The 17,731-nt window shown below is 38.9% G+C and carries 21 protein-coding genes; 10 read left to right on the top strand and 11 right to left on the bottom strand.

Annotated features, from left to right (window positions below; translation table 11 throughout):
- Nucleotides 1-98 precede the first annotated feature (98 nt).
- Both BM266_RS05830 and BM266_RS05835 read left to right on the top strand, forming a co-directional pair.
- A complete protein-coding gene (locus tag BM266_RS05830; RefSeq protein WP_093407218.1) occupies nucleotides 99-716 on the top strand; it encodes a hypothetical protein in 618 nt (205 codons plus the stop codon).
- Between the two features lie 143 nt (nucleotides 717-859).
- A complete protein-coding gene (locus BM266_RS05835) occupies nucleotides 860-1,888 on the top strand; it encodes a c-type cytochrome (RefSeq protein ID WP_093407061.1) in 1,029 nt (342 codons plus the stop codon).
- Nucleotides 1,889-1,894: 6 nt separating this feature from the next.
- On the opposite strand, the gene BM266_RS05840 is transcribed toward BM266_RS05835, so the two are convergent.
- Complete coding sequence (locus BM266_RS05840) at nucleotides 1,895-2,371, bottom strand: ferritin-like domain-containing protein (RefSeq protein WP_093407064.1); 477 nt, start codon at nucleotides 2,369-2,371, stop codon at nucleotides 1,895-1,897.
- A 141-nt stretch (nucleotides 2,372-2,512) separates the two neighbouring features.
- Here BM266_RS05840 and BM266_RS05845 point away from each other — a divergent pair, with 141 nt between their 5' ends.
- The 7 genes from BM266_RS05845 (at nucleotide 2,513) to hpf (ending at nucleotide 7,802) form a co-directional block, all read left to right on the top strand.
- Complete coding sequence (locus BM266_RS05845; protein WP_093407066.1) at nucleotides 2,513-2,971, top strand: universal stress protein; 459 nt, start codon at nucleotides 2,513-2,515, stop codon at nucleotides 2,969-2,971.
- A 279-nt stretch (nucleotides 2,972-3,250) separates the two neighbouring features.
- The gene (locus tag BM266_RS05850) at nucleotides 3,251-3,691 is read left to right on the top strand and encodes a cold-shock protein (RefSeq protein WP_093407069.1); all 441 of its coding nucleotides are present in this window, start codon (nucleotides 3,251-3,253) and stop codon (nucleotides 3,689-3,691) included.
- A 131-nt stretch (nucleotides 3,692-3,822) separates the two neighbouring features.
- A complete protein-coding gene (locus BM266_RS05855; protein WP_093407072.1) occupies nucleotides 3,823-5,145 on the top strand; it encodes a DEAD/DEAH box helicase in 1,323 nt (440 codons plus the stop codon).
- A 32-nt stretch (nucleotides 5,146-5,177) separates the two neighbouring features.
- Nucleotides 5,178-5,393, top strand: a complete 216-nt coding sequence (locus tag BM266_RS05860; RefSeq protein WP_093407075.1) for a VF530 family protein — start codon at nucleotides 5,178-5,180, stop codon at nucleotides 5,391-5,393.
- Between the two features lie 300 nt (nucleotides 5,394-5,693).
- Nucleotides 5,694-6,155, top strand: coding sequence for a cupin domain-containing protein (locus BM266_RS05865; RefSeq protein ID WP_093407078.1), 462 nt, complete (start codon nucleotides 5,694-5,696; stop codon nucleotides 6,153-6,155).
- Between the two features lie 307 nt (nucleotides 6,156-6,462).
- A complete protein-coding gene (locus BM266_RS05870; protein ID WP_093407081.1) occupies nucleotides 6,463-7,377 on the top strand; it encodes a cation diffusion facilitator family transporter in 915 nt (304 codons plus the stop codon).
- A gap of 125 nt (nucleotides 7,378-7,502) precedes the next feature.
- On the top strand, nucleotides 7,503-7,802 hold the full coding sequence (hpf, locus tag BM266_RS05875; RefSeq protein ID WP_093407083.1) for a ribosome hibernation-promoting factor, HPF/YfiA family: 300 nt from the start codon (nucleotides 7,503-7,505) through the stop codon (nucleotides 7,800-7,802).
- A 66-nt stretch (nucleotides 7,803-7,868) separates the two neighbouring features.
- Here hpf and BM266_RS05880 read toward each other — a convergent pair whose 3' ends face one another.
- The gene (locus BM266_RS05880; protein ID WP_093407086.1) at nucleotides 7,869-9,893 is read right to left on the bottom strand and encodes an aconitate hydratase; all 2,025 of its coding nucleotides are present in this window, start codon (nucleotides 9,891-9,893) and stop codon (nucleotides 7,869-7,871) included.
- 122 nt (nucleotides 9,894-10,015) lie between these two features.
- Here BM266_RS05880 and BM266_RS05885 point away from each other — a divergent pair, with 122 nt between their 5' ends.
- Nucleotides 10,016-10,552 (top strand): hypothetical protein, encoded by a 537-nt coding sequence (locus BM266_RS05885; protein WP_093407088.1) that lies wholly within the window; start codon nucleotides 10,016-10,018, stop codon nucleotides 10,550-10,552.
- A gap of 106 nt (nucleotides 10,553-10,658) precedes the next feature.
- On the opposite strand, the gene BM266_RS05890 is transcribed toward BM266_RS05885, so the two are convergent.
- The 9 genes from BM266_RS05890 to BM266_RS05930 all read right to left on the bottom strand — a co-directional run bounded on the left by BM266_RS05890 (nucleotide 10,659) and on the right by BM266_RS05930 (nucleotide 17,731).
- Nucleotides 10,659-11,378, bottom strand: a complete 720-nt coding sequence (locus tag BM266_RS05890) for a hypothetical protein (protein WP_093407091.1) — start codon at nucleotides 11,376-11,378, stop codon at nucleotides 10,659-10,661.
- A gap of 74 nt (nucleotides 11,379-11,452) precedes the next feature.
- Nucleotides 11,453-12,031, bottom strand: a complete 579-nt coding sequence (locus tag BM266_RS05895) for a 4'-phosphopantetheinyl transferase family protein (RefSeq protein WP_093407093.1) — start codon at nucleotides 12,029-12,031, stop codon at nucleotides 11,453-11,455.
- Nucleotides 12,028-12,282, bottom strand: coding sequence for an acyl carrier protein (locus BM266_RS05900; protein ID WP_093407096.1), 255 nt, complete (start codon nucleotides 12,280-12,282; stop codon nucleotides 12,028-12,030). The genes BM266_RS05895 and BM266_RS05900 overlap by 4 nt, the downstream gene beginning before the upstream one ends.
- A gap of 17 nt (nucleotides 12,283-12,299) precedes the next feature.
- Nucleotides 12,300-13,580: a beta-ketoacyl-[acyl-carrier-protein] synthase family protein gene (locus BM266_RS05905; protein ID WP_093407097.1), complete on the bottom strand. Its 1,281-nt coding sequence runs from the start codon at nucleotides 13,578-13,580 to the stop codon at nucleotides 12,300-12,302.
- A gap of 29 nt (nucleotides 13,581-13,609) precedes the next feature.
- A complete protein-coding gene (locus BM266_RS05910) occupies nucleotides 13,610-14,038 on the bottom strand; it encodes a 3-hydroxyacyl-ACP dehydratase FabZ family protein (protein ID WP_093407100.1) in 429 nt (142 codons plus the stop codon).
- 10 nt (nucleotides 14,039-14,048) lie between these two features.
- The gene (locus BM266_RS05915) at nucleotides 14,049-14,846 is read right to left on the bottom strand and encodes an SDR family oxidoreductase (protein WP_093407102.1); all 798 of its coding nucleotides are present in this window, start codon (nucleotides 14,844-14,846) and stop codon (nucleotides 14,049-14,051) included.
- Nucleotides 14,840-15,892, bottom strand: coding sequence for a type III polyketide synthase (locus BM266_RS05920; protein WP_093407105.1), 1,053 nt, complete (start codon nucleotides 15,890-15,892; stop codon nucleotides 14,840-14,842). Before BM266_RS05920 ends, BM266_RS05915 begins: the two co-directional genes overlap by 7 nt.
- Before the next feature lie 4 nt (nucleotides 15,893-15,896).
- On the bottom strand, nucleotides 15,897-16,610 hold the full coding sequence (locus BM266_RS05925; protein ID WP_093407107.1) for a methyltransferase domain-containing protein: 714 nt from the start codon (nucleotides 16,608-16,610) through the stop codon (nucleotides 15,897-15,899).
- Nucleotides 16,607-17,731, bottom strand: a complete 1,125-nt coding sequence (locus BM266_RS05930; protein WP_093407110.1) for an NAD(P)/FAD-dependent oxidoreductase — start codon at nucleotides 17,729-17,731, stop codon at nucleotides 16,607-16,609. Before BM266_RS05930 ends, BM266_RS05925 begins: the two co-directional genes overlap by 4 nt.

Genomic DNA, 17,731 nt, shown 5'->3' on the forward strand with positions numbered 1-17,731 from the left:
CCAATATCCAATTAAGATTAAAATTAACCTCTGTAATTTCATAATCTCTTAATTTGGCTATATTTTTGATGTATATTGCTCAAATTCAATTCAAGTATATGAAATCGGGAATATTACTTTTGGTTATGTTGTTGGTTGGATTGGGAACTTACGCCCAGATCGAGATCCCCAGGACTACAAATACCGGTGGCTTACTCAAGGCCGAGCCCGATTCAAAATCTGGGTTTCCTTTGTTGAAAGTAGAAGAGCCAGAAGAAAGTAAATACCTTAAAAATGATGATCCTAAAAAAATAGATTTCAGGAAGACCAATGATGAGTTAATTACTGCCGGGGATGTGGTAGAAAAGAAATGGAAAAAAGACCGGGATATTAAAAATTCCTATAAGGAAGACCAATATCTGGGGGATTTTACAACCGGTGGAAAATTTGTGGAATTGTATGCACGCGATCATGAGTATGTAGATGGGGATAAAGTAAGAATTATCGTAAATGGCGTGGAAATCCAGAGTATTACTCTGGGTGGCGGGTATCATCCAATCCTGGTGAAACTGGAAAGCGGTTTTAATAATATTGAATTTGAAGCTTTAAACCAGGGAACATCTGGACCCAACACCGCTGAACTAAAGGTGTTGGATGAAGACGGAAAACTTGTCACCACCAAGGTCTGGAACCTACTTACCGGAGCTAAAGCAAGCCTCATTGTTGTCAAAAAATAACAGCTACCCCAAAGCAGAAATAACTGTATTTTTATTAACTTTAATAGGCGTACACCACAATAGGTAACAATTGTTACACTATGGTTTCTGCAATAATTTTATATTCGGGCGCTTCACTAAATTAACAGGCTTGCAATTGCATTATGGATAAATTAAACGTTTTTAAGACTATTTCTAAGATTTTCCTCGGATTTGTTGTATTTATTGTACTCTTATTTGGAGGACTTATTCTCTTTGTTGAATCCCCCGAACTTTTTATTAAAGAGAAAATCGCTGCCGCCGATTGGGAGCCGAATAAGGTAGAAGAAGATCTGGAATATAAAATTTTAGATCGTGAAGTAGAATATGGCTATCGATTATTAGCCGAATCACCTAAATATATAGGGCCAAATGCTGAGCATCCCGAGATGCGCTATGCTGGTAATAATCTGGCTTGTGTAAATTGCCATTTAAAAAATGGGACTCAGGCTGGCTCTGGTTCGTGGGTAGGAATCCTGGAGAGATTCCCGCAATATTCGGGAAGAGACGGAAAAGAATCTACTATTGAAGACCGGATTAACGGCTGCATGGAACGCAGTATGAATGGAAAAAAACTTCCGAAAGATTCCAGGGAAATGAAGGCTATGATTGCTTATATGGATTATGTTAGTGAAGGGATTCCAGAGGAAAGAAAAGCTGAATTTAAAGGTTATCCTCCAATAGAACTTCCCGATTTTCCAGCCGATCCACAGGTAGGAAAAGATTTATATTCTAAAGAATGTGCGGTTTGTCATGGAGAAGATGGGCAGGGGCAAAGGTTGGCAGAAGCTGAAAAAGGATATTTGTACCCACCACTTTGGGGTGACGATACTTTTAACCACGGGGCAGGTATGCACCGGGTTATTACCGCCGCCGAATTTATTAAAAGCAATATGCCATTCGAAGAAGCAACCTGGGATAACCCAAAGCTAACAGATGAAGAGGCATATCATATTGCGGCTTATATAAATAGTTTCGATAGGCCACAAAAGGCCAATACCGAAAAGGATTTCCCTGATAAAAGATTAAAACCGGTCTCAACTCCCTATGGTCCCTGGACAGATGATTTCTCTCCCGAACAGCATAAATATGGACCTTTCCCTCCAATTATTGCATATTACAAAGAGAAATATGATATTTCCAAAAGTAAATAGGAGAGATTAATCGGCCAGATCCTCGAGGTGTTGGATTTCAGAAACTGTTGTGCGTATCTCTTGTAAATGCTTTTCCAACATTGCTTTGGTTTCAGGAGAAAAGGCTGTTTTCTTTAATTTTTCTTCGTATTCCTTTAGGCTTGCTTTTTCGCCCCGGAGACATTCTTCAAGAACCGCTTCATCATCATTTTTGGTGAATAAGGTTTTAAGATCTATCCAGGTACGATGCAAATCTGCCGTGGCGCTGCCCTTTTCCTTAGGTTCTGCATTGAGTGCCCTTATGGCTTTATGAATTTCGGTAGCAAACCTATTTCGCATTACCGCTTGTTGCTTAAGAAATTCTTTTAAGTTCACATTATCGGCCTCTTCCAAAACTTTTTTATAGCCTTTTTCAGCATCATAGTTTTTTTCTAAAAGTTCTTGCAAACTATTTATTCGCTCCTTTTGGCTTTTTTCTTTTGCAGATTCTCTTGTAGTTTTCATGATTTATTTATTTTAAAAGGTTAATACCTTTAAATTTACGGCTTCGGAATCTAACAGCAATTGGTTTTAAATGGGTTTTAACAGAAATTGATTTAAAATATTCTTCTTAAATTTAATTCGCTAACCAAAACAAGCATAGCTATGAAAAAAGTACTCATTGCCTTAGATTACCATCCCGTTTCTGAAGAAGTTGTAAATGCCGGCTATGAATTAGCCAAAAAAATGGGTGCAGAAGTTTGTCTTGTCCACGTCCTGTCAGATGTGGCTTATTACGGAATCCAATATCAACCATTTATGGGATATGAAGGCTATAGCGAAACGGCAATAGATTTGAACGTAGCCTCAGAAATGCGACAGGTAGCCGAAGACTATTTAGATAAAGCGGCAGAACATTTAAATGACGAAAAAGTTGGGAAACATCTCGCTGAAGGAGATACAGCGCGGACGCTCCTGGATTATGCCGACGAATGGCAAGCAGATTTAATTGTTATGGGAACCCACAGCCACTCTTTTTTAGAGAAACTGATTATGGGAACTGTTGCGGCACAGGTATTGGAAAAAACGAAAATTCCGGTTTATATGGTTCCTGTGAAAAAATAATCTCCTTTTCTCTCGCGTTTTAGAGCAACTTTTTCCTGCTGAAGTCCTGAAGAGTTGATTTTATAAGTATAAAATACGTTTTAATTAGGAAAAGCTGTAGCCAGGCATTAATTTTGCATACTAAGAAATATGTTGCAATAGTTGTATTTCCGGTTTTAAATCCTTATAATATTTCTATTGTATCGTAAAGCAGCTTTCAGGTTAAACCTTACCTGGGAAATTGCTTTGGAGAAGAAAACAAGTTTCAAACAATTAATAATCAATAGGTAGTTAAAACGAATGGCAAAATCGCAACAAACATTTAATAAAATAGAAAAAGAGAAAAAACGTTTAAAAAAGCGGGAAGAGAAAAAGAAGAAGAAGGTTGAACGCAAAGCTTCTAATTCTGATAGTCCTGAATTCGCTTATGTAGATCAGTATGGAAATCTTACCGATACTCCCCCAGATCCTGATCAAAAAGTAGAAGTAGATGCCGAAAGCATTGAAATTGGTGTGCCTAAAAAAGAGGATATGCCAGAGGAAGATCCGCAAAGGGAAGGAAAAGTTTCCTTTTTTGATCATTCTAAAGGCTTTGGTTTCATTTTGGATACCCAAACCCAGGAAAAATATTTTGTCCATATAAGTGGCACCCTCGAAGATATCGATGAAAATGACAAAGTTTCTTTTGAACTTGAAAGAGGCATGAAAGGAATGAATGCCGTAAAAGTCAAAAAGATATAATTTCAATTCTAAGGCTTCGGTATTAAACAGCTTGTTTTACCGAAGCTTCTTTATTTTTAGGCTATTAATCAGCCTGTTACTCCCAGGAGCCGGATTTTGCACTTTCCGGTTATCCCCATTTTATATATTTCATGCAAAGAATAAAAAAGAATCATCAGGAGATCCTGACCAAGCTCGGTATATCTGAACTTAATCCTATGCAAAAGAAGGCGCATAAGGTAATCATGGAACAAAAAGATACCGTTCTTCTATCTCCTACCGGAACCGGAAAAACCCTTGGTTTCTTATTGCCCTTATTAGAATTATTGGATCCTGACCTTGATCAGGTCCAGGCTATCATTTTGGTGCCGTCAAGGGAACTTGCCATCCAAATAGAGCAGGTAACACGGGAAATAGGTTCAGGCTTTAAAACCAATGCCGTTTATGGGGGTCGCGCATTTGCTAAAGATAAAACAGAATTAAATCATCCGCCCGCAATTCTCATTGGTACCCCGGGTCGTGTTGCCGACCATATCAGGAGAAATACATTTTCCGTAGAAGAGATTAAAACCTTAATTCTGGATGAATTCGATAAATCCCTGGAGGTAGGATTTATGACTGAAATGAGTGAGATTATTGAGAGTTTAACCAACCTGGAAAAACGTATTTTAACCTCTGCAACCCAGGAAATTGAAATCCCAAAATTCGCCGGAGTTAAGGAACCAAAAGTATTGAATTATCTGGAAGGAGGGGAGTCACAACTTGAGATCAAAACGATAGCTGTGCCGGGACGTAATAAACTCCCCGGACTCAAAAAACTTATCAATCAAAACCCGGAAGCTACCGGAATAGTTTTCTGTAATTTTAAAGATAGCATCGCAGAAGTCAGTGATTTTTTGAATAAAAACAAAATCTCTCACGCATGTTTTTTTGGGGGAATGGAACAAAAAGACAGGGAAAGAGCCCTAATTAAATTCCGTAACGGGAGTCACAGAATAATTATCGCTACCGATCTTGCGGCACGCGGCATAGATGTGCCGGAAATCGATTTTATAATACATTATCAACTTCCATTTAAAAATCAGGAGTTCACCCATAGAAATGGAAGAACCGCCCGGATGAACTCCGAAGGTATTGCTTATGTTTTGCACGGTGAAAATGAGAAATTACCAGAGTTTATTATACCGAATCAGCATAAATGGGAGCGAGGTGCTTCGGTTGAAAGTACAGCAAAAGCCTTTTCTGAACAAATTACTCTATTTATTTCCGGAGGAAGAAAGGATAAGATTTCAAAAGGTGATATAGCTGGTTTATTCCTGAAACAGGGACAGCTTGAAAAAGAGGAACTTGGTCTTATAGAGCTAAAGCAGGACTGTGCATTCGTTGCTGTACCTGAGCAAAAAGCTGAAGAACTTATAGCTTCGCTTAATAACTCAAAACTCAAGAAGAAAAAAGTAAGAATACGTTACGTTTAATAAACTTATCTTTAATTCTATTGCATATAATTATGGAAAGCCGCCAGCCAAATAACCCGCTTCACGGAGTAAAACTTGCCGAAATTCTGGAATTTCTGGTGAACCGCTATGGCTGGGAAGAACTGGGAAAGAGAATAAATATTAAGTGTTTCACCCAGGATCCTTCTATAAAATCCAGTCTAAAATTCTTACGAAAAACGCCCTGGGCAAGAACCAAGGTAGAGAACTTATATCTCGATTCGCGTTAGGCTTATTTGCAAAATATCACTACCAGGAGGAAAAATATTACTTTCGGTTACGTTAGATTAGACTGTGCTTTTGTTGACGTAACGACTTTTAGGGCTGGTAATCTAATAGAGTGGCTGAATAACAGTCTTTTAAGAGGGAAGAAAGAAAGAATATAACATAATATTTTTTTAGCGAACCAACCATACTGGCTCAAAATACAGGAAATTCAGTATAAGGGAACAAGTCATATAAGATTAACTTGAACTGTTTTAAGTAGTAGTTACTTAGAATGAAGTTAATTCCTTAAAAAACCTGTAACCATGAAAACATTATTTCAATCATTTAAAACTAAAATTTTACTGTTGTCTTTGACTTTTCTGGCTACGGTAACGCTCTTTGCTCAGGAACCATTTGAAGATTCTGTTGTAATTACCAAAACCGATAATAATTTGCAATGGGGACCTTGTCCGGAATTTATGCCAGCCGGTTGCGGGATAGCAGTCTTACACGGGGATCCCGGCAAAAAGAATGCTGATATTTTTTTTAAAGTACCTGCAAATACCCAAATTCCTAATCACAAACATACTTCAGCGGAGCGTATGGTTTTGGTTTCAGGGGAATTGGAAGTTACTTACGAAGGTGAAGATTCCCAAGTCTTAAAAGAAGGCACTTATGCTTACGGGCCGGCACAGAAACCACATTCGGCTAAATGCGGAGATTCACCTTGCGTACTATTTATTGCATTTGAGGAACCCGTAGATGCTTTTGCAGTAGAAGAATAAGATTTTATCACTTAGCGATCTTATAAAGCTGATTATTTCTTCCAGATTGGCCCAAAAGAGCGTTATCAGGAAGAATCTACGCTGTATTATCAGCTTTTACTATATCACATAAATTGACCTATAATTTACATTATGTAAAATAGAATAATTGAGACCACTTCCAATGTTTACCCCTCTTAAACTTCGCACTTATCCTCTATATCTAAATTTTTCCAAAATTTAAGCATAATACCTGTGAGCGATATATAATTATTGTAATTTCAATTTCACACTGAAATTAATCAACCTATAATTAAATCTGATTTCTATGGCAGGCGGATCTAAAATCGCAATTTATGGTGCCATTGGCGCTAATACTCTTATAGCAATCAGCAAATTTACAGCAGCATTTTTCACAGGAAGTTCTGCAATGCTTGCTGAAGGTATTCACTCCCTGGTAGATACCGGAAATGGTTTACTGCTTCTTCTCGGTATAAAACGGTCCAAACAGGAACCAGATAAAATGCATCCATTTGGTTATGGTAAGGAAGTATATTTCTGGAGTTTTGTGGTAAGCATCCTTATTTTTGCCCTGGGTGGCGGTTTTGCAATTTATGAAGGCATTCACGCCTTACAGGACCCTCATGTAATTGTAGATCCTACCTGGAATTATGTGGTACTGGGCGTAGCAATCATTTTTGAAGGCACCGCCTTATACCTCGCTCTTAAGACGTTTAATAAATCACGAGCTAAGAAGACCAACATTATCAGTAGCATTGTTAAAAGTAAAGATGCTGCGACTTTTGCGGTAATCATTGAAGATACTGCGGCCCTGGCAGGTCTTCTTGTTGCAATGTTGGGTATATTTCTATCCCAACAACTTCAGAACCCCTATTTCGATGGGGCTTCCTCTATCCTTATTGGTCTAATTCTTTTAATTGTAGCCACTTTTCTCGCCCGTGAAAGTAAAGGCCTTCTTTTAGGTGAAAGTGCCAGTCCAGACGTAATGGTTTCCCTGGAAAAAATATTGAAAAGAAACATTAACATTAAAGATTGGGCTGTTCCTCAAACCATGCACTTTGGTCCTGAAAGCATATTTGCAGTCATTGAGATAGAACTGGCCGATGATATCAAACTTCTTCAGGCAGAACAAACAATGGAAAGTCTACGTTTGGAAATTAAAAATAAAATCCCACAGATTAATCAGGTAGTTATTCAAACTACCAATGAGATCAAGGAATAATTGAATTACAAACTAAATATTTAGTTATAGATAAATACCAATCATAAATCTTTGCCAAATCTACCAGAAATGCTTGTATTGTTAGTGAAATTTATTTTTCTTGAACCTAAATTAAAAATAGAATTATGGACGCAAGATTTCAATATGTTAAGATGGATAAAAGCGAAGATTTGGAGGAATTCAGCCAGAAAAAGCTTGATAAGTTAGAAGATAAATATGATTTTATTATAAGTGCTGAAGTGCATTTTAAAAAGCATGAAGTTGAAGATCCTAAAGGATATATCTGCAATATAAATATAAGTATGCCCGGCCCTAAAATCTTTGCAGAATCGAACGAAACTTCATTTGAAGCCGCTGTGGTAGAATCTATTAAGGATATTGATCGTCAGCTTCAGAAAAGAAAAGCAAAAATGAGCACTCATTAACCTAAGTTGTTGAATGTATTAAAAAAGGCCCTGAATTATCGGGGCCTTTTTTATTTTGACTAACTGCTATTTCATTTTATCCTCATAGGTTTGGTCTAAGGCTTCATCTTCTCCCAATTCCTTCTCTTCAATTCTTTCTTTAAATTCATTAATGATTCCGCCTTTAACCAGGATGTTTATCTGGCGATCACTCAAACTATGTTTTGTTTCAAACTTTACTTTATCACCGTTTGGTTTACGAATAATCACCTTAATATTATTTCGAGATATAACATCATTACGAAGATTTTTGAAAGTAATAACATCCCCCTGCTCTATTTTATCGTAATCACTAATATCCAAAAATTCGAGCGGCAAAATTCCAAAATTAACCAGGTTTTGCCACGCAATTCGTGCATAAGAATTGGCTATTACCGCTACTTGTCCCAGGTATTTTGGTGCAATAGCAGCATGCTCCCTGCTTGAACCCTGCGCATAATTATCTTTTGCAACCACAATGTGACCGCCGTACTCGTCCTTAGATTTCATCGCACGATCATAAAAAGTATCATCAATGACTGTAAAAGAAAATTTACTGATTTCGGGAAGATTACTCCTGAAAGGTAGAACATCTGCCCCTGCTTTCAGGATCTCATCGGTAGAAATATTATCACCCATTTTTAACAAAACTGGCACACTGTAGTGGTCCTGCATTGGTTCAATATATGGAAGCGATTTAATATTTGGCCCCTTTTGAAGTTCGATACCTGAATTGTCCTCCGGCGGTGCTACGAGCATTTCGGTGTTAATTATTTCCAATTCGGGATATTTAAACTTTGGATAGCTCATATTGTAAAGTTTTTCCAAATCCCGGGGATCGGTTATTTTTCCAGTTAATGCTGAAGCTGCAGCAGTTTCAGGGCTACATAAGTAAACCTGATCATCCTTAGTCCCCGATCTATCGGGGAAATTTCTTGGCATAGTCCTTAAACTTATAGTCTTAGACGCCGGGGCCTGTCCCATCCCGATACATCCCATACACCCAGACTGGTGAAATCTCGCTCCTGCTTTTATGAGATTGGCAAAGGCCCGGTTATCTATCATATTCTGAATTACCTGTCTTGAAGTTGGGTTTATATCAAAAGAAACATCTCCACTAACAGTTTTCCCATCAACAATGGCACCTGCCATCCAGAAATCCCTTAATCCCGGATTAGCCGAAGAACCTATTACCACCTGGCTTATCTCCTTTCCTTCTACTTCTCTAACCGGGACCACATTCCCCGGACTTGTGGGTTTGGCTATTAGAGGAACAAGTTCATCCAAAATAATTTCTTCATGAAGATCATATTCACAACCCTCATCGGCTATTAATTCTTTCCAATCTTCTTCTCTGTTCTGTGATTTTAAAAATCTACGGGTTTCCTCATCGCTCGGAAATACTGTAGTAGTGGCACCTAATTCGGCTCCCATATTGGCAATCACATGGCGATCCATCGCACTTAAGTTTTTAAGTCCGTCTCCGTAATATTCTACAACCTTCCCTACTCCACCTTTCACATCGTGACGTCGTAACATTTCCAGGATAATGTCTTTTGCACTAACCCAGTCCGGAAGATTACCGGTTAACTTTACACCCCAAACCTTTGGCATTTTCACAAAGTATGGCTGTCCTGCAATTGCGGCGGCTACATCCAGGCCTCCTGTACCTATGGCAAGCATACCCAGAGCACCTGCCGCGGGTGTATGGCTATCTGAGCCTACCATGGTCTTTCCCGGTTTTCCAAATCGTTCCATATGTACCGGGTGACTTACGCCGTTCCCCGGCCGGCTATACCATAATCCAAATTTTCTCGCAGCCGATTGCAAAAAAACGTGATCATCAGCATTTTTAAAATCTGTCTGCAAGAGATTGTGATCTACATATTGAACCGCTACTTCGGTTTGGGCTTTCTGAAGTCCCATAGCCTCGAGTTCTAATTGAACCAGGGTACCGGTAGCATCCTGAAGCAAGGCCTGATCTATTTTTATGCCTATCTCAGTTCCGGGTTTCATCTCCCCTTTGAGAAGATGTTCTTTTATAAGTTTCTGGGTAACATTTAAATGTGACATAGTTGGTTAATTTTATATTTCAAAATATCATTTTTCTACTAAATTAGGTGCCATTTAACAATATCTTATGGCTTGATTCTGCCTTAATCCCTTATTTTCATCTTCTAACCAATCTTTAGATCATGAGTGTTATCATAAAACGGGCGCTCTTTGGGGGTGCAGTGGCTACTCTTGTTATGGCTTCCGGTACATTTGTTCTGGGAAGGCTTTCGGGTTATGAAGCTAAGGTATTGCTGGAATCTTCTCTCTCAGGTATCAATATGCTTTGCAATACTGTTATCTTAGGTTCATCAACCATTCTGGCTTTAATGCTAACCCTTCTAAGCCTTAGTCGGGCTGCGAATTCCAGTTTAAATAAGGAGCATTACCGACAGGTGTTGAGTATCGCTAAATATGATACTATCCTGATTATTTCAGCAGTGATAGCTTTTTTATTTCTGAATATACCTATTACCGAAAGCCAGGAAGTACCCGGGAGCTGGTACACCACAATTTATTATATAACCCTTGGCGTAGCGGCTTTGCTTGGAGGTGGTTTGATCGCCATTGTAACTATGCTATACGGAACAATAGCAAATATTATTTTGATCGTTGGGCTGGGGGTAACCGATCATCCTTTGGTAGATGACGATCAGGACCAGAGGGCTAGTAAAGAATAATGAAAATGGGGCCGCTCGAAAAATAAAACCAATACCAAACTGAATCCTGTTAGAAATTGGGAAAGGCATCACTCTATTTTTATAGCAGCCCCGGGAAACTAAAAATTTAATTATTTCGGCTTAATGCATTAATAATATCGGTTTGCTGGCCTTCTTCCAGGTTAAAACCAGGCTTTCCTTTCCTCGGAAATAAATAACTGAACGGTTCTCTAAATGCACTCCAGCTTTCGGCAAGACCAAAATCGTCATTTTTCTTTTTCATTTCAGGACGCTTAAAAGTATTGAGATCTGAATCGTAGGGTGAACCTTCAGCATCATCACCGGTAAATAACATTCCGTCGTTTATTTCAGAATAAAGAATAACAGATGCTCCTCCATTACCGGGAAGATCAAATACCTTAAGACCAAAATCCTTCAAGACATTCTCTCTGGCGGTTATATCCTTTGTTCTATAGTCATCTTTGAAATTCTTCCTGGGATGCGCAAATATAGCAGCACCTCCGGCATCTTCAGAAATTGTTTTCAAATCGGCATATGCGCTCTTCATAATTTCGTCACAGGTAATTAAAATTCCCTTAATTCGGTATCCATCGGTTACCAGTTTTTTCACCGCATCTTTAGTAGATTTTTCAACTACATCAATCAGGATAATATCCTGGCGGTTAATATGCCTGATCGCATACCCTTGATTGTGACTCCCGTTAATCTTCTCTCCTTTAATAATAAAGGTGTCTGGTATTAGTTTGTGGAATTTTCCTGGTTCCGCCTTTTCAATAAATTCGGCAGACTGGCTGTTAAGCACCTCCATTTTATCAACTGTCTTCATAAATTCTTGGGATTTTAAATTAGTGGTATTAAGATACAAATCCAGCCCTTTTTCAACAAGCCTTTAAGAAGGGTTTAGGAGTTATTTAACGAGAATGCAAACCCTGAAAAACTTCCATGGTGAGAGAGAGAAAAATTGTAAGAAAGTGCCTGGTCATCGATATAAAATTGGGGAATAAAGTTCCTGTCTTTTTTTAGCTTGGGAAACTTTGAAAAAGTACCTGCAGTTGCTACAAACTCCCTTAGCAAAGATTGTCTTAGGTCTTCTTTAGAAGATAGGCTCTTCCAAATGATTTTCTCATCTTCCCGGCAAGAGGCGCGACTATGAATAAAATTTGAATTGAAGAAGCTTTTGGTGAAAATTGACTCTTCCTCTATAATTACTTTTCCTGTAGTTGATTTTGAATTTGAAGATTGAAGAAAACATTCCAAACTGCACGGATTAAATTTTGGAGCCAGATTATGTTTTCTTTGCCAGGCTTTATAAGCAGCCTCTTTCATGCTCCAGAATAACCAGATCATTTTATCCCTGTTTTCTGAATCCAGAATTTGTTGACGTTCTTCTTTTGTAAATATTTTCTGAAGATATCCCCGCCGCCTCCAATTGCTTTGAGTTTTAGCGAGCTGCAAATCTACAATATCATTTCCTATCATTTTTCCTGCAATTTTTGCCTGATAATTTTTTTGGCATCCTCCACAGTCAGCATTCCTTCCATGGAATCGTTATCTACCTCAATATCAAATTCATCTTCAACATCAAGAATGATATCCACCAGGTTAGCCGAATTCACTTCCAGGTCCTGAATAAAATGAGAGCTATCGTTGAATTTCAGTAAGGCTTCCTTGTTTTGTGCATAAGGCTCTACTATATTTTTTAATTGAGCGTTCAGGTCTTTTTCTTCCATTGCTGAAGATTTTGAGATTATTTTTCTACTGTTTTTTTGAAAACTACTACTGCATTTACATCCCCAAATCCAAAACTTGCTTTAGCGAGGATGTTAAAGGGCTGCTCTTTTGTTTTAATTGGAACTCTTTCGGGTGAAATTATTGCTTGAATGTCGGGATGAAGATCGTCACAATTTATATTTCCAAAAATAAATTTGTTTTTTAACTGAAGTACACTGGCCACACATTCTATGCTACCGGCTGCGCTTAGGCAATGACCTGTCATTCCTTTTAAGGAATTAATATAAGGAAAATTGTCTTTTCCACTTCCTAAAGCGGTCTTCCAGTTTACAATTTCAGTAGCATCCCTGGTGGTTGCCGTTAAGTGGCCGTTGATCACGTCAATTTTCCCTGCCGAAATCCCCGAATTACCTATTGCTTCTTTAATGCAGCGTTGGACTCCTGTATTATTGGCAGCAGTCATACTACCTCCTCCCCGCTGGCCACCGCTGTTCACGGCCCCGCCTAAAACTTCGGCATAGATTTTTGCGCCACGTTCTTTTGCCGATTCATACTCCTCAAGAACCAAAGCACCTGCTCCACTCCCCGGAACGAACCCGGTGGCTGTTGCACTCATTGGACGGGAAGCCGATGTTGGATCATCATTAAAATTATGTGGTAAGATGCGCATGGCATCAAATCCGCCCCAAACATAAGGCCCGTGATCATTACAACTACCCACCAGCATTCGTTTTGCCTTACCCGATTTTATCCTGTCATATCCCATTAAAACAGCTTCTGTGCCGGTAGTGCACGCTGAAGAATTGGTAGTAACCTGGTTTCCACAACCTAGTTTGCCGCCTAGAAAAGCGCTAAGTCCGCTGGCCATGGTTTGTAGAACGCTGGTACTGCCCAACCTTCGGGTTTTACCAGCATCAATAAGCTGAATAGCTTCCCTGAATTTGTCCACGCCAAGAATTCCAGTTCCAAAAATGATCCCGCTATCCCAATCGGGATTTTCCTTTTCACTGAAGCTTAAGCCGGCATCTTTCCAGGCATCGGTGCCGGCGATGGTTCCGTAGAAAATTCCACTTGAATTTAATCCGCGTAATTCCAGGGGAGAAAAATATTGCTGAAGGATTTCATCTGTCACTTCGGGCTGGCCGGCCACCTGGCAACCGAAATTAAGGTCTGCCAATTCCTGGTGATGGGTAATTCCACATCTTCCGTTTCTAATGGCATCATTAAAATCAGGAAGATTCGTGGCATTTGGAGCTACCACACCCATACCGGTAATTACCACACGTTTTTCAGCCATTGGTTTTCATACTTTTTAAAAGTGATTTATTAAGCACATATTCCGGCAATTTTCCCCTTGCATATTAGTTTCGCTTCAGCATTATACATTCTTACTTCACATTTTAATTTTTTAAACCTGAAATACATTTTTTCTGAAATCACTGTCACTTTTTCCCCCGGTAAAACAGGCAGATAAAAATCAACTTCGGTTGAACTCAAAGCTATTTTTTGCGGCTCCTCTTTTTCTTCTTTTAAAAGAAAAATTCCCAGGCAAACAACTCCTATCTGGGCCATACATTCGGTTAGAATCACACCAGGCGTTACTGGTTGATTTTTAAAATGTCCTTTGTAGAAAAATTCATCTTCAGAAAAGGTATATGTTCCCTCCACACTATTTTCATCAATTCTGCTGAGTTCATCAACAAACAAAAACGGATGAGAATATGGCAGTTTGTCAAGTATCTCGTTGAATTTCAAAAGCAATGTCTTATTTTAAATGTTCGCCGCCGTTTACCGGAATGATGGTTCCTGTAATCCAGCCGGCTTCATCTTTGGATAGCAGGTAAACAACATTGGCCACATCGTTGGGGACGGTAAGTCTTTTAAAAGGGTTGTGTTTTAAAGCGTGAACTCTAAGGGTCTCATTACCCGGAATCATTTGAAATGATTTGGTTACGGTTACCCCGGCCTGAATACAATTTGCTCTAATTCCATAGGGAGCAAATTCAAGGGCAATACTTCTGGTAATAGCTTCCAGGGCTACCTTAGCGGCCGAAACGGCTGCATAACCCTGCCAGACTTTCTTATTTCCTTCACTGGTAAAAGAAATGATTCTGGCATCTTTAGCAAAAATTCCATGCTTAAAAATATCCTTGGTCCAATCATAAAGACTAATGGCCATAGCATCAATGGTAATTTGAAAATCCAGGTTTTCCAGGGTGGCCTCATCCCCATTCATGGGTTTTAGATTCCCTTTTGCGATACTGTGAACTAGACTTCTGATTTTTCCCTCCGGGCCCAGAATCTTGAGGATCTCTGAAATGATTCCTTCCCTTTTTTCAGCATTGGTTGCATCAATATTGAAGCTCTCCAATTGCACATCACTGTTTTTGATGATATCTTCAAAAGCTTCTTCAATATCGGGAAGTTCAGCTTTTCTGTCGCGGTGAACAATAATAATGTTCATTCCGTGTTTTGCCAGTTTTCTTGCTGATGCAAGGCCCAGGCCACTGCTGCCACCCAAAATAAGGGCCCAGTAATTTGTGTCTTTAAATTCTGTTACCATTGCAATAAGATTCTTTGTGCCGAAAAGCCAGGGCCAAAACTCAGCATAAGTCCCTGTTCGCCTTCGGGAATGTTTTTATTCAGAAATTCCTGTAAAACATACAGTACGGTGGCGCTACTCATATTGCCATACAGCCGGAGCACCTCCCGGGTTTCTTCTATATTTTTCCCTAAGTTACCAAAAAGATCTTCAACAGTCTGTACAATTTTCTTTCCTCCGGGATGAAAAATCAAATGTTCTAGCTTTTCGATATCGGTACCATGCTTCTTTAAAAAAGGATATATAATATCGGGAAAATGTGCAGAAATGGTTGCCGGTACGCTTTCGTCAAGAATCATTTTTAAACCGTGGTTAGTAAGATCGAATCCCATCATGTGAGTAGCATCATAAAAATGATACATCTCCTCTCCTATAATTTCCGGTCCGGTTGCCTCTTCTTCTGAAGAAAGCAAAACACAAGCTGCCCCATCCCCAAAAATGGCGGCACTCACCATATTGGTCATACTAAAGTCGTTAAGCTGAAAAGTTGCGGTAGGACTTTCAACTGCAATAACCGCGGCTCTTTTTCCCTTATTTGATTTCAAAAAATTATGGGCATAGATCATCCCTGAAACTCCCGCAGCACACCCCATCTCGGTTACCGGTAATCTGGTGATGTTTTGTCTTAGATCCAGCTCATTAATTAAATAAGCATCAAGAGAAGGAATCATAATTCCTGTACAACTCACAGTGATAATATAATCCAGGGAATTCGGTTCCCAGCCGGCATTTTTCAAGGCTTTATTAAGGACCTTCGCCCCCATTTTTTTTGCTTCCCTTTTGTAGATCCTGTTTTTATCTTCAAAGGAAGTCACTGTAAAAACTTCTTCCGGATCCATAATGGAATACCGCTTGTCTACCCCTGCCCCTTCAAAAATTTTTAAAACTTTACGGCGAAAGCGTTCATTTTCATCGCTGAGCCAGTTTTCTACAAATGGCAAAATATCTGCTGTATTCCTGGAAAATTCCGGTAACTCTTTTTCAACATTAACTACTTTGGTGCTCATTCTTTTATTTCTGAATAATCCATTGATATCTGAAGGCCCATTTCCATTTAATCTCTGCCTGGCTTGCGGGTATTTTAGCTGAAAATCTTTCGAGATCACTTTTTTTAAAGCCTCTTAAAATAGAGGTTAATCCATCTTTTCTGGCAATTTCGTTACGGATAAACACCCTACAAAAGACCTGGAATAGGCGATATGCGATTTTACTTCGGTGTAAATCGTTTATTAAAACTCCATATTTAGCCTGCCGATGGAAAAGTTTTAGCAAATTTATGATCTGAGGATCAGTAAAATGATGTAAAGTGAGGGTGCAAAGTACAATATCAAAATTTTGCTTCCGGTAAGATTCACTGAAAACATCCATAACCTTAAATTCAATATTCGGATAATTTTCTGAAAGCCTTTTAGCAATTGAAATTGCATGAATATTTGCATCCACACCTGTGAGCTTTAATTCTATATTATTTTTCTTCCCCCATTGAGCGATTTCTCTCAGCATAGCACCATTCCCACAACCAACATCCACAATATTCCATTCCTGCTCTTGAGGATTTTCCCGTTGAATCTTTTTTATCCCGCTAAGGGTGACCTTATTGCCCCCAAGCCATTTATTGATATTTTCCAGATCTTTCAGGACTTTTTCCAATTCTTCCCCGCCGAGCTCAAAATTATCCATGATCTCCGCCTGATTTGTTCTAAAGGAAGTATTAATTATTTTCATATTACTGGGCGACCATGGGTTTGAGAGATAATTTTTGGAAGAAGTGAGGGGATGGTTTTTACAAGGCTTTGAGAGACTTCAGCCAGGGAAGGATTCAAAAGTATATTCTGAAGCATTCTACCCGTCTGAAGCCTTCTTCTGAATGTTTTCTTCCATCCAATTTCATACTCCTCTTCCATATTTTTTCTACTGAACCTATTCTTTTCCTGAGCCAGGATCACTTCTGAAGCTATTTTTGCACTATGCACGGCCATGGCCATGCCATTTCCGCAAAGCGGATGAATTAAACCTGCGGAATCGCCCATCATTAAAATATGTTCTTCTACTGCCTTTTTTTGGGAAAAAGAAATCTGTGCTATGCTTAATTCTTTTTCAAACAGCTCCTCAGCTTCATTAAAAAACTTGCGTAAATGCTTGTTTTGCATAAGCACTTTCTCTTTAAAAAGTTTAGGATCCTTATACTTTTTAAAACTAGAGTAAGAAACCAGATAACAAACATTTACCGCTCCTGTTTCGGTTTTTGAAAGACCACAATAGCCACCTTTAAAATTATGAAGGGCTACCTGATGTTCAGGAAATCCAGGATGGTGATAATGTGATTTAACCGCGAGCCAGGAGGATTTTTCTTTTATAAAATTTCGTTCGAGCTTTTTATCTAAAATCGATCTTTTTCCAAAAGCTCCTAAAACAATAGGTGACTTATATTTTTTTCCGGAGGCTGTTGCAATTTCGAATTTATTATCATTACCCAATTTCACCTGCACCACCGCATCACAAACAACTTCAGCACCACTTTCTTTTGCCTTTTCCCACAGAAAATTATCCAGATTATACCTGCTTATACCCAAACCTCCTAAAAGAAGGTTTGCTTTAATACTATTTCCCTTTCTGGTACTATAAAAAAGTTCATTTATGAAGGGAGGATTCAGCTCCAAAAGATCAATCTCCAGGGATTCTAAATAAGGAAGAATTTCTCTTGAAATATATTCACCGCAAACCTTGTGTTTAGGGTAAACCTCTTTTTCAAATACCTGAACCGGAACTCCTTTTTTGGAAAGATGAATGGCAGCGGTAAGCCCTGCAAGTCCGCCTCCAATCACTATTACTCCGGGATGCTCCAT

Origin of the sequence: Salegentibacter flavus, from assembly GCF_900115145.1 — a bacterium.
GTDB classification, from domain to species: domain Bacteria; phylum Bacteroidota; class Bacteroidia; order Flavobacteriales; family Flavobacteriaceae; genus Salegentibacter; species Salegentibacter flavus.

What these genes read in the sequence shown, in the direction of transcription:
- BM266_RS05830 (WP_093407218.1), top strand. Translation starts at nt 99, where the DNA reads ATGAAATCGGGAATATTACTTTTGGTTATGTTGTTGGTTGGATTGGGA.
- BM266_RS05835 (WP_093407061.1), top strand. Translation starts at nt 860, where the DNA reads ATGGATAAATTAAACGTTTTTAAGACTATTTCTAAGATTTTCCTCGGA.
- BM266_RS05840 (WP_093407064.1), bottom strand. Translation starts at nt 2,371, where the DNA reads ATGAAAACTACAAGAGAATCTGCAAAAGAAAAAAGCCAAAAGGAGCGA.
- BM266_RS05845 (WP_093407066.1), top strand. Translation starts at nt 2,513, where the DNA reads ATGAAAAAAGTACTCATTGCCTTAGATTACCATCCCGTTTCTGAAGAA.
- BM266_RS05850 (WP_093407069.1), top strand. Translation starts at nt 3,251, where the DNA reads ATGGCAAAATCGCAACAAACATTTAATAAAATAGAAAAAGAGAAAAAA.
- BM266_RS05855 (WP_093407072.1), top strand. Translation starts at nt 3,823, where the DNA reads ATGCAAAGAATAAAAAAGAATCATCAGGAGATCCTGACCAAGCTCGGT.
- BM266_RS05860 (WP_093407075.1), top strand. Translation starts at nt 5,178, where the DNA reads ATGGAAAGCCGCCAGCCAAATAACCCGCTTCACGGAGTAAAACTTGCC.
- BM266_RS05865 (WP_093407078.1), top strand. Translation starts at nt 5,694, where the DNA reads ATGAAAACATTATTTCAATCATTTAAAACTAAAATTTTACTGTTGTCT.
- BM266_RS05870 (WP_093407081.1), top strand. Translation starts at nt 6,463, where the DNA reads ATGGCAGGCGGATCTAAAATCGCAATTTATGGTGCCATTGGCGCTAAT.
- hpf (WP_093407083.1), top strand. Translation starts at nt 7,503, where the DNA reads ATGGACGCAAGATTTCAATATGTTAAGATGGATAAAAGCGAAGATTTG.
- BM266_RS05880 (WP_093407086.1), bottom strand. Translation starts at nt 9,893, where the DNA reads ATGTCACATTTAAATGTTACCCAGAAACTTATAAAAGAACATCTTCTC.
- BM266_RS05885 (WP_093407088.1), top strand. Translation starts at nt 10,016, where the DNA reads ATGAGTGTTATCATAAAACGGGCGCTCTTTGGGGGTGCAGTGGCTACT.
- BM266_RS05890 (WP_093407091.1), bottom strand. Translation starts at nt 11,378, where the DNA reads ATGAAGACAGTTGATAAAATGGAGGTGCTTAACAGCCAGTCTGCCGAA.
- BM266_RS05895 (WP_093407093.1), bottom strand. Translation starts at nt 12,031, where the DNA reads ATGATAGGAAATGATATTGTAGATTTGCAGCTCGCTAAAACTCAAAGC.
- BM266_RS05900 (WP_093407096.1), bottom strand. Translation starts at nt 12,282, where the DNA reads ATGGAAGAAAAAGACCTGAACGCTCAATTAAAAAATATAGTAGAGCCT.
- BM266_RS05905 (WP_093407097.1), bottom strand. Translation starts at nt 13,580, where the DNA reads ATGGCTGAAAAACGTGTGGTAATTACCGGTATGGGTGTGGTAGCTCCA.
- BM266_RS05915 (WP_093407102.1), bottom strand. Translation starts at nt 14,846, where the DNA reads ATGGTAACAGAATTTAAAGACACAAATTACTGGGCCCTTATTTTGGGT.
- BM266_RS05920 (WP_093407105.1), bottom strand. Translation starts at nt 15,892, where the DNA reads ATGAGCACCAAAGTAGTTAATGTTGAAAAAGAGTTACCGGAATTTTCC.
- BM266_RS05925 (WP_093407107.1), bottom strand. Translation starts at nt 16,610, where the DNA reads ATGAAAATAATTAATACTTCCTTTAGAACAAATCAGGCGGAGATCATG.
- BM266_RS05930 (WP_093407110.1), bottom strand. Translation starts at nt 17,731, where the DNA reads ATGGAGCATCCCGGAGTAATAGTGATTGGAGGCGGACTTGCAGGGCTT.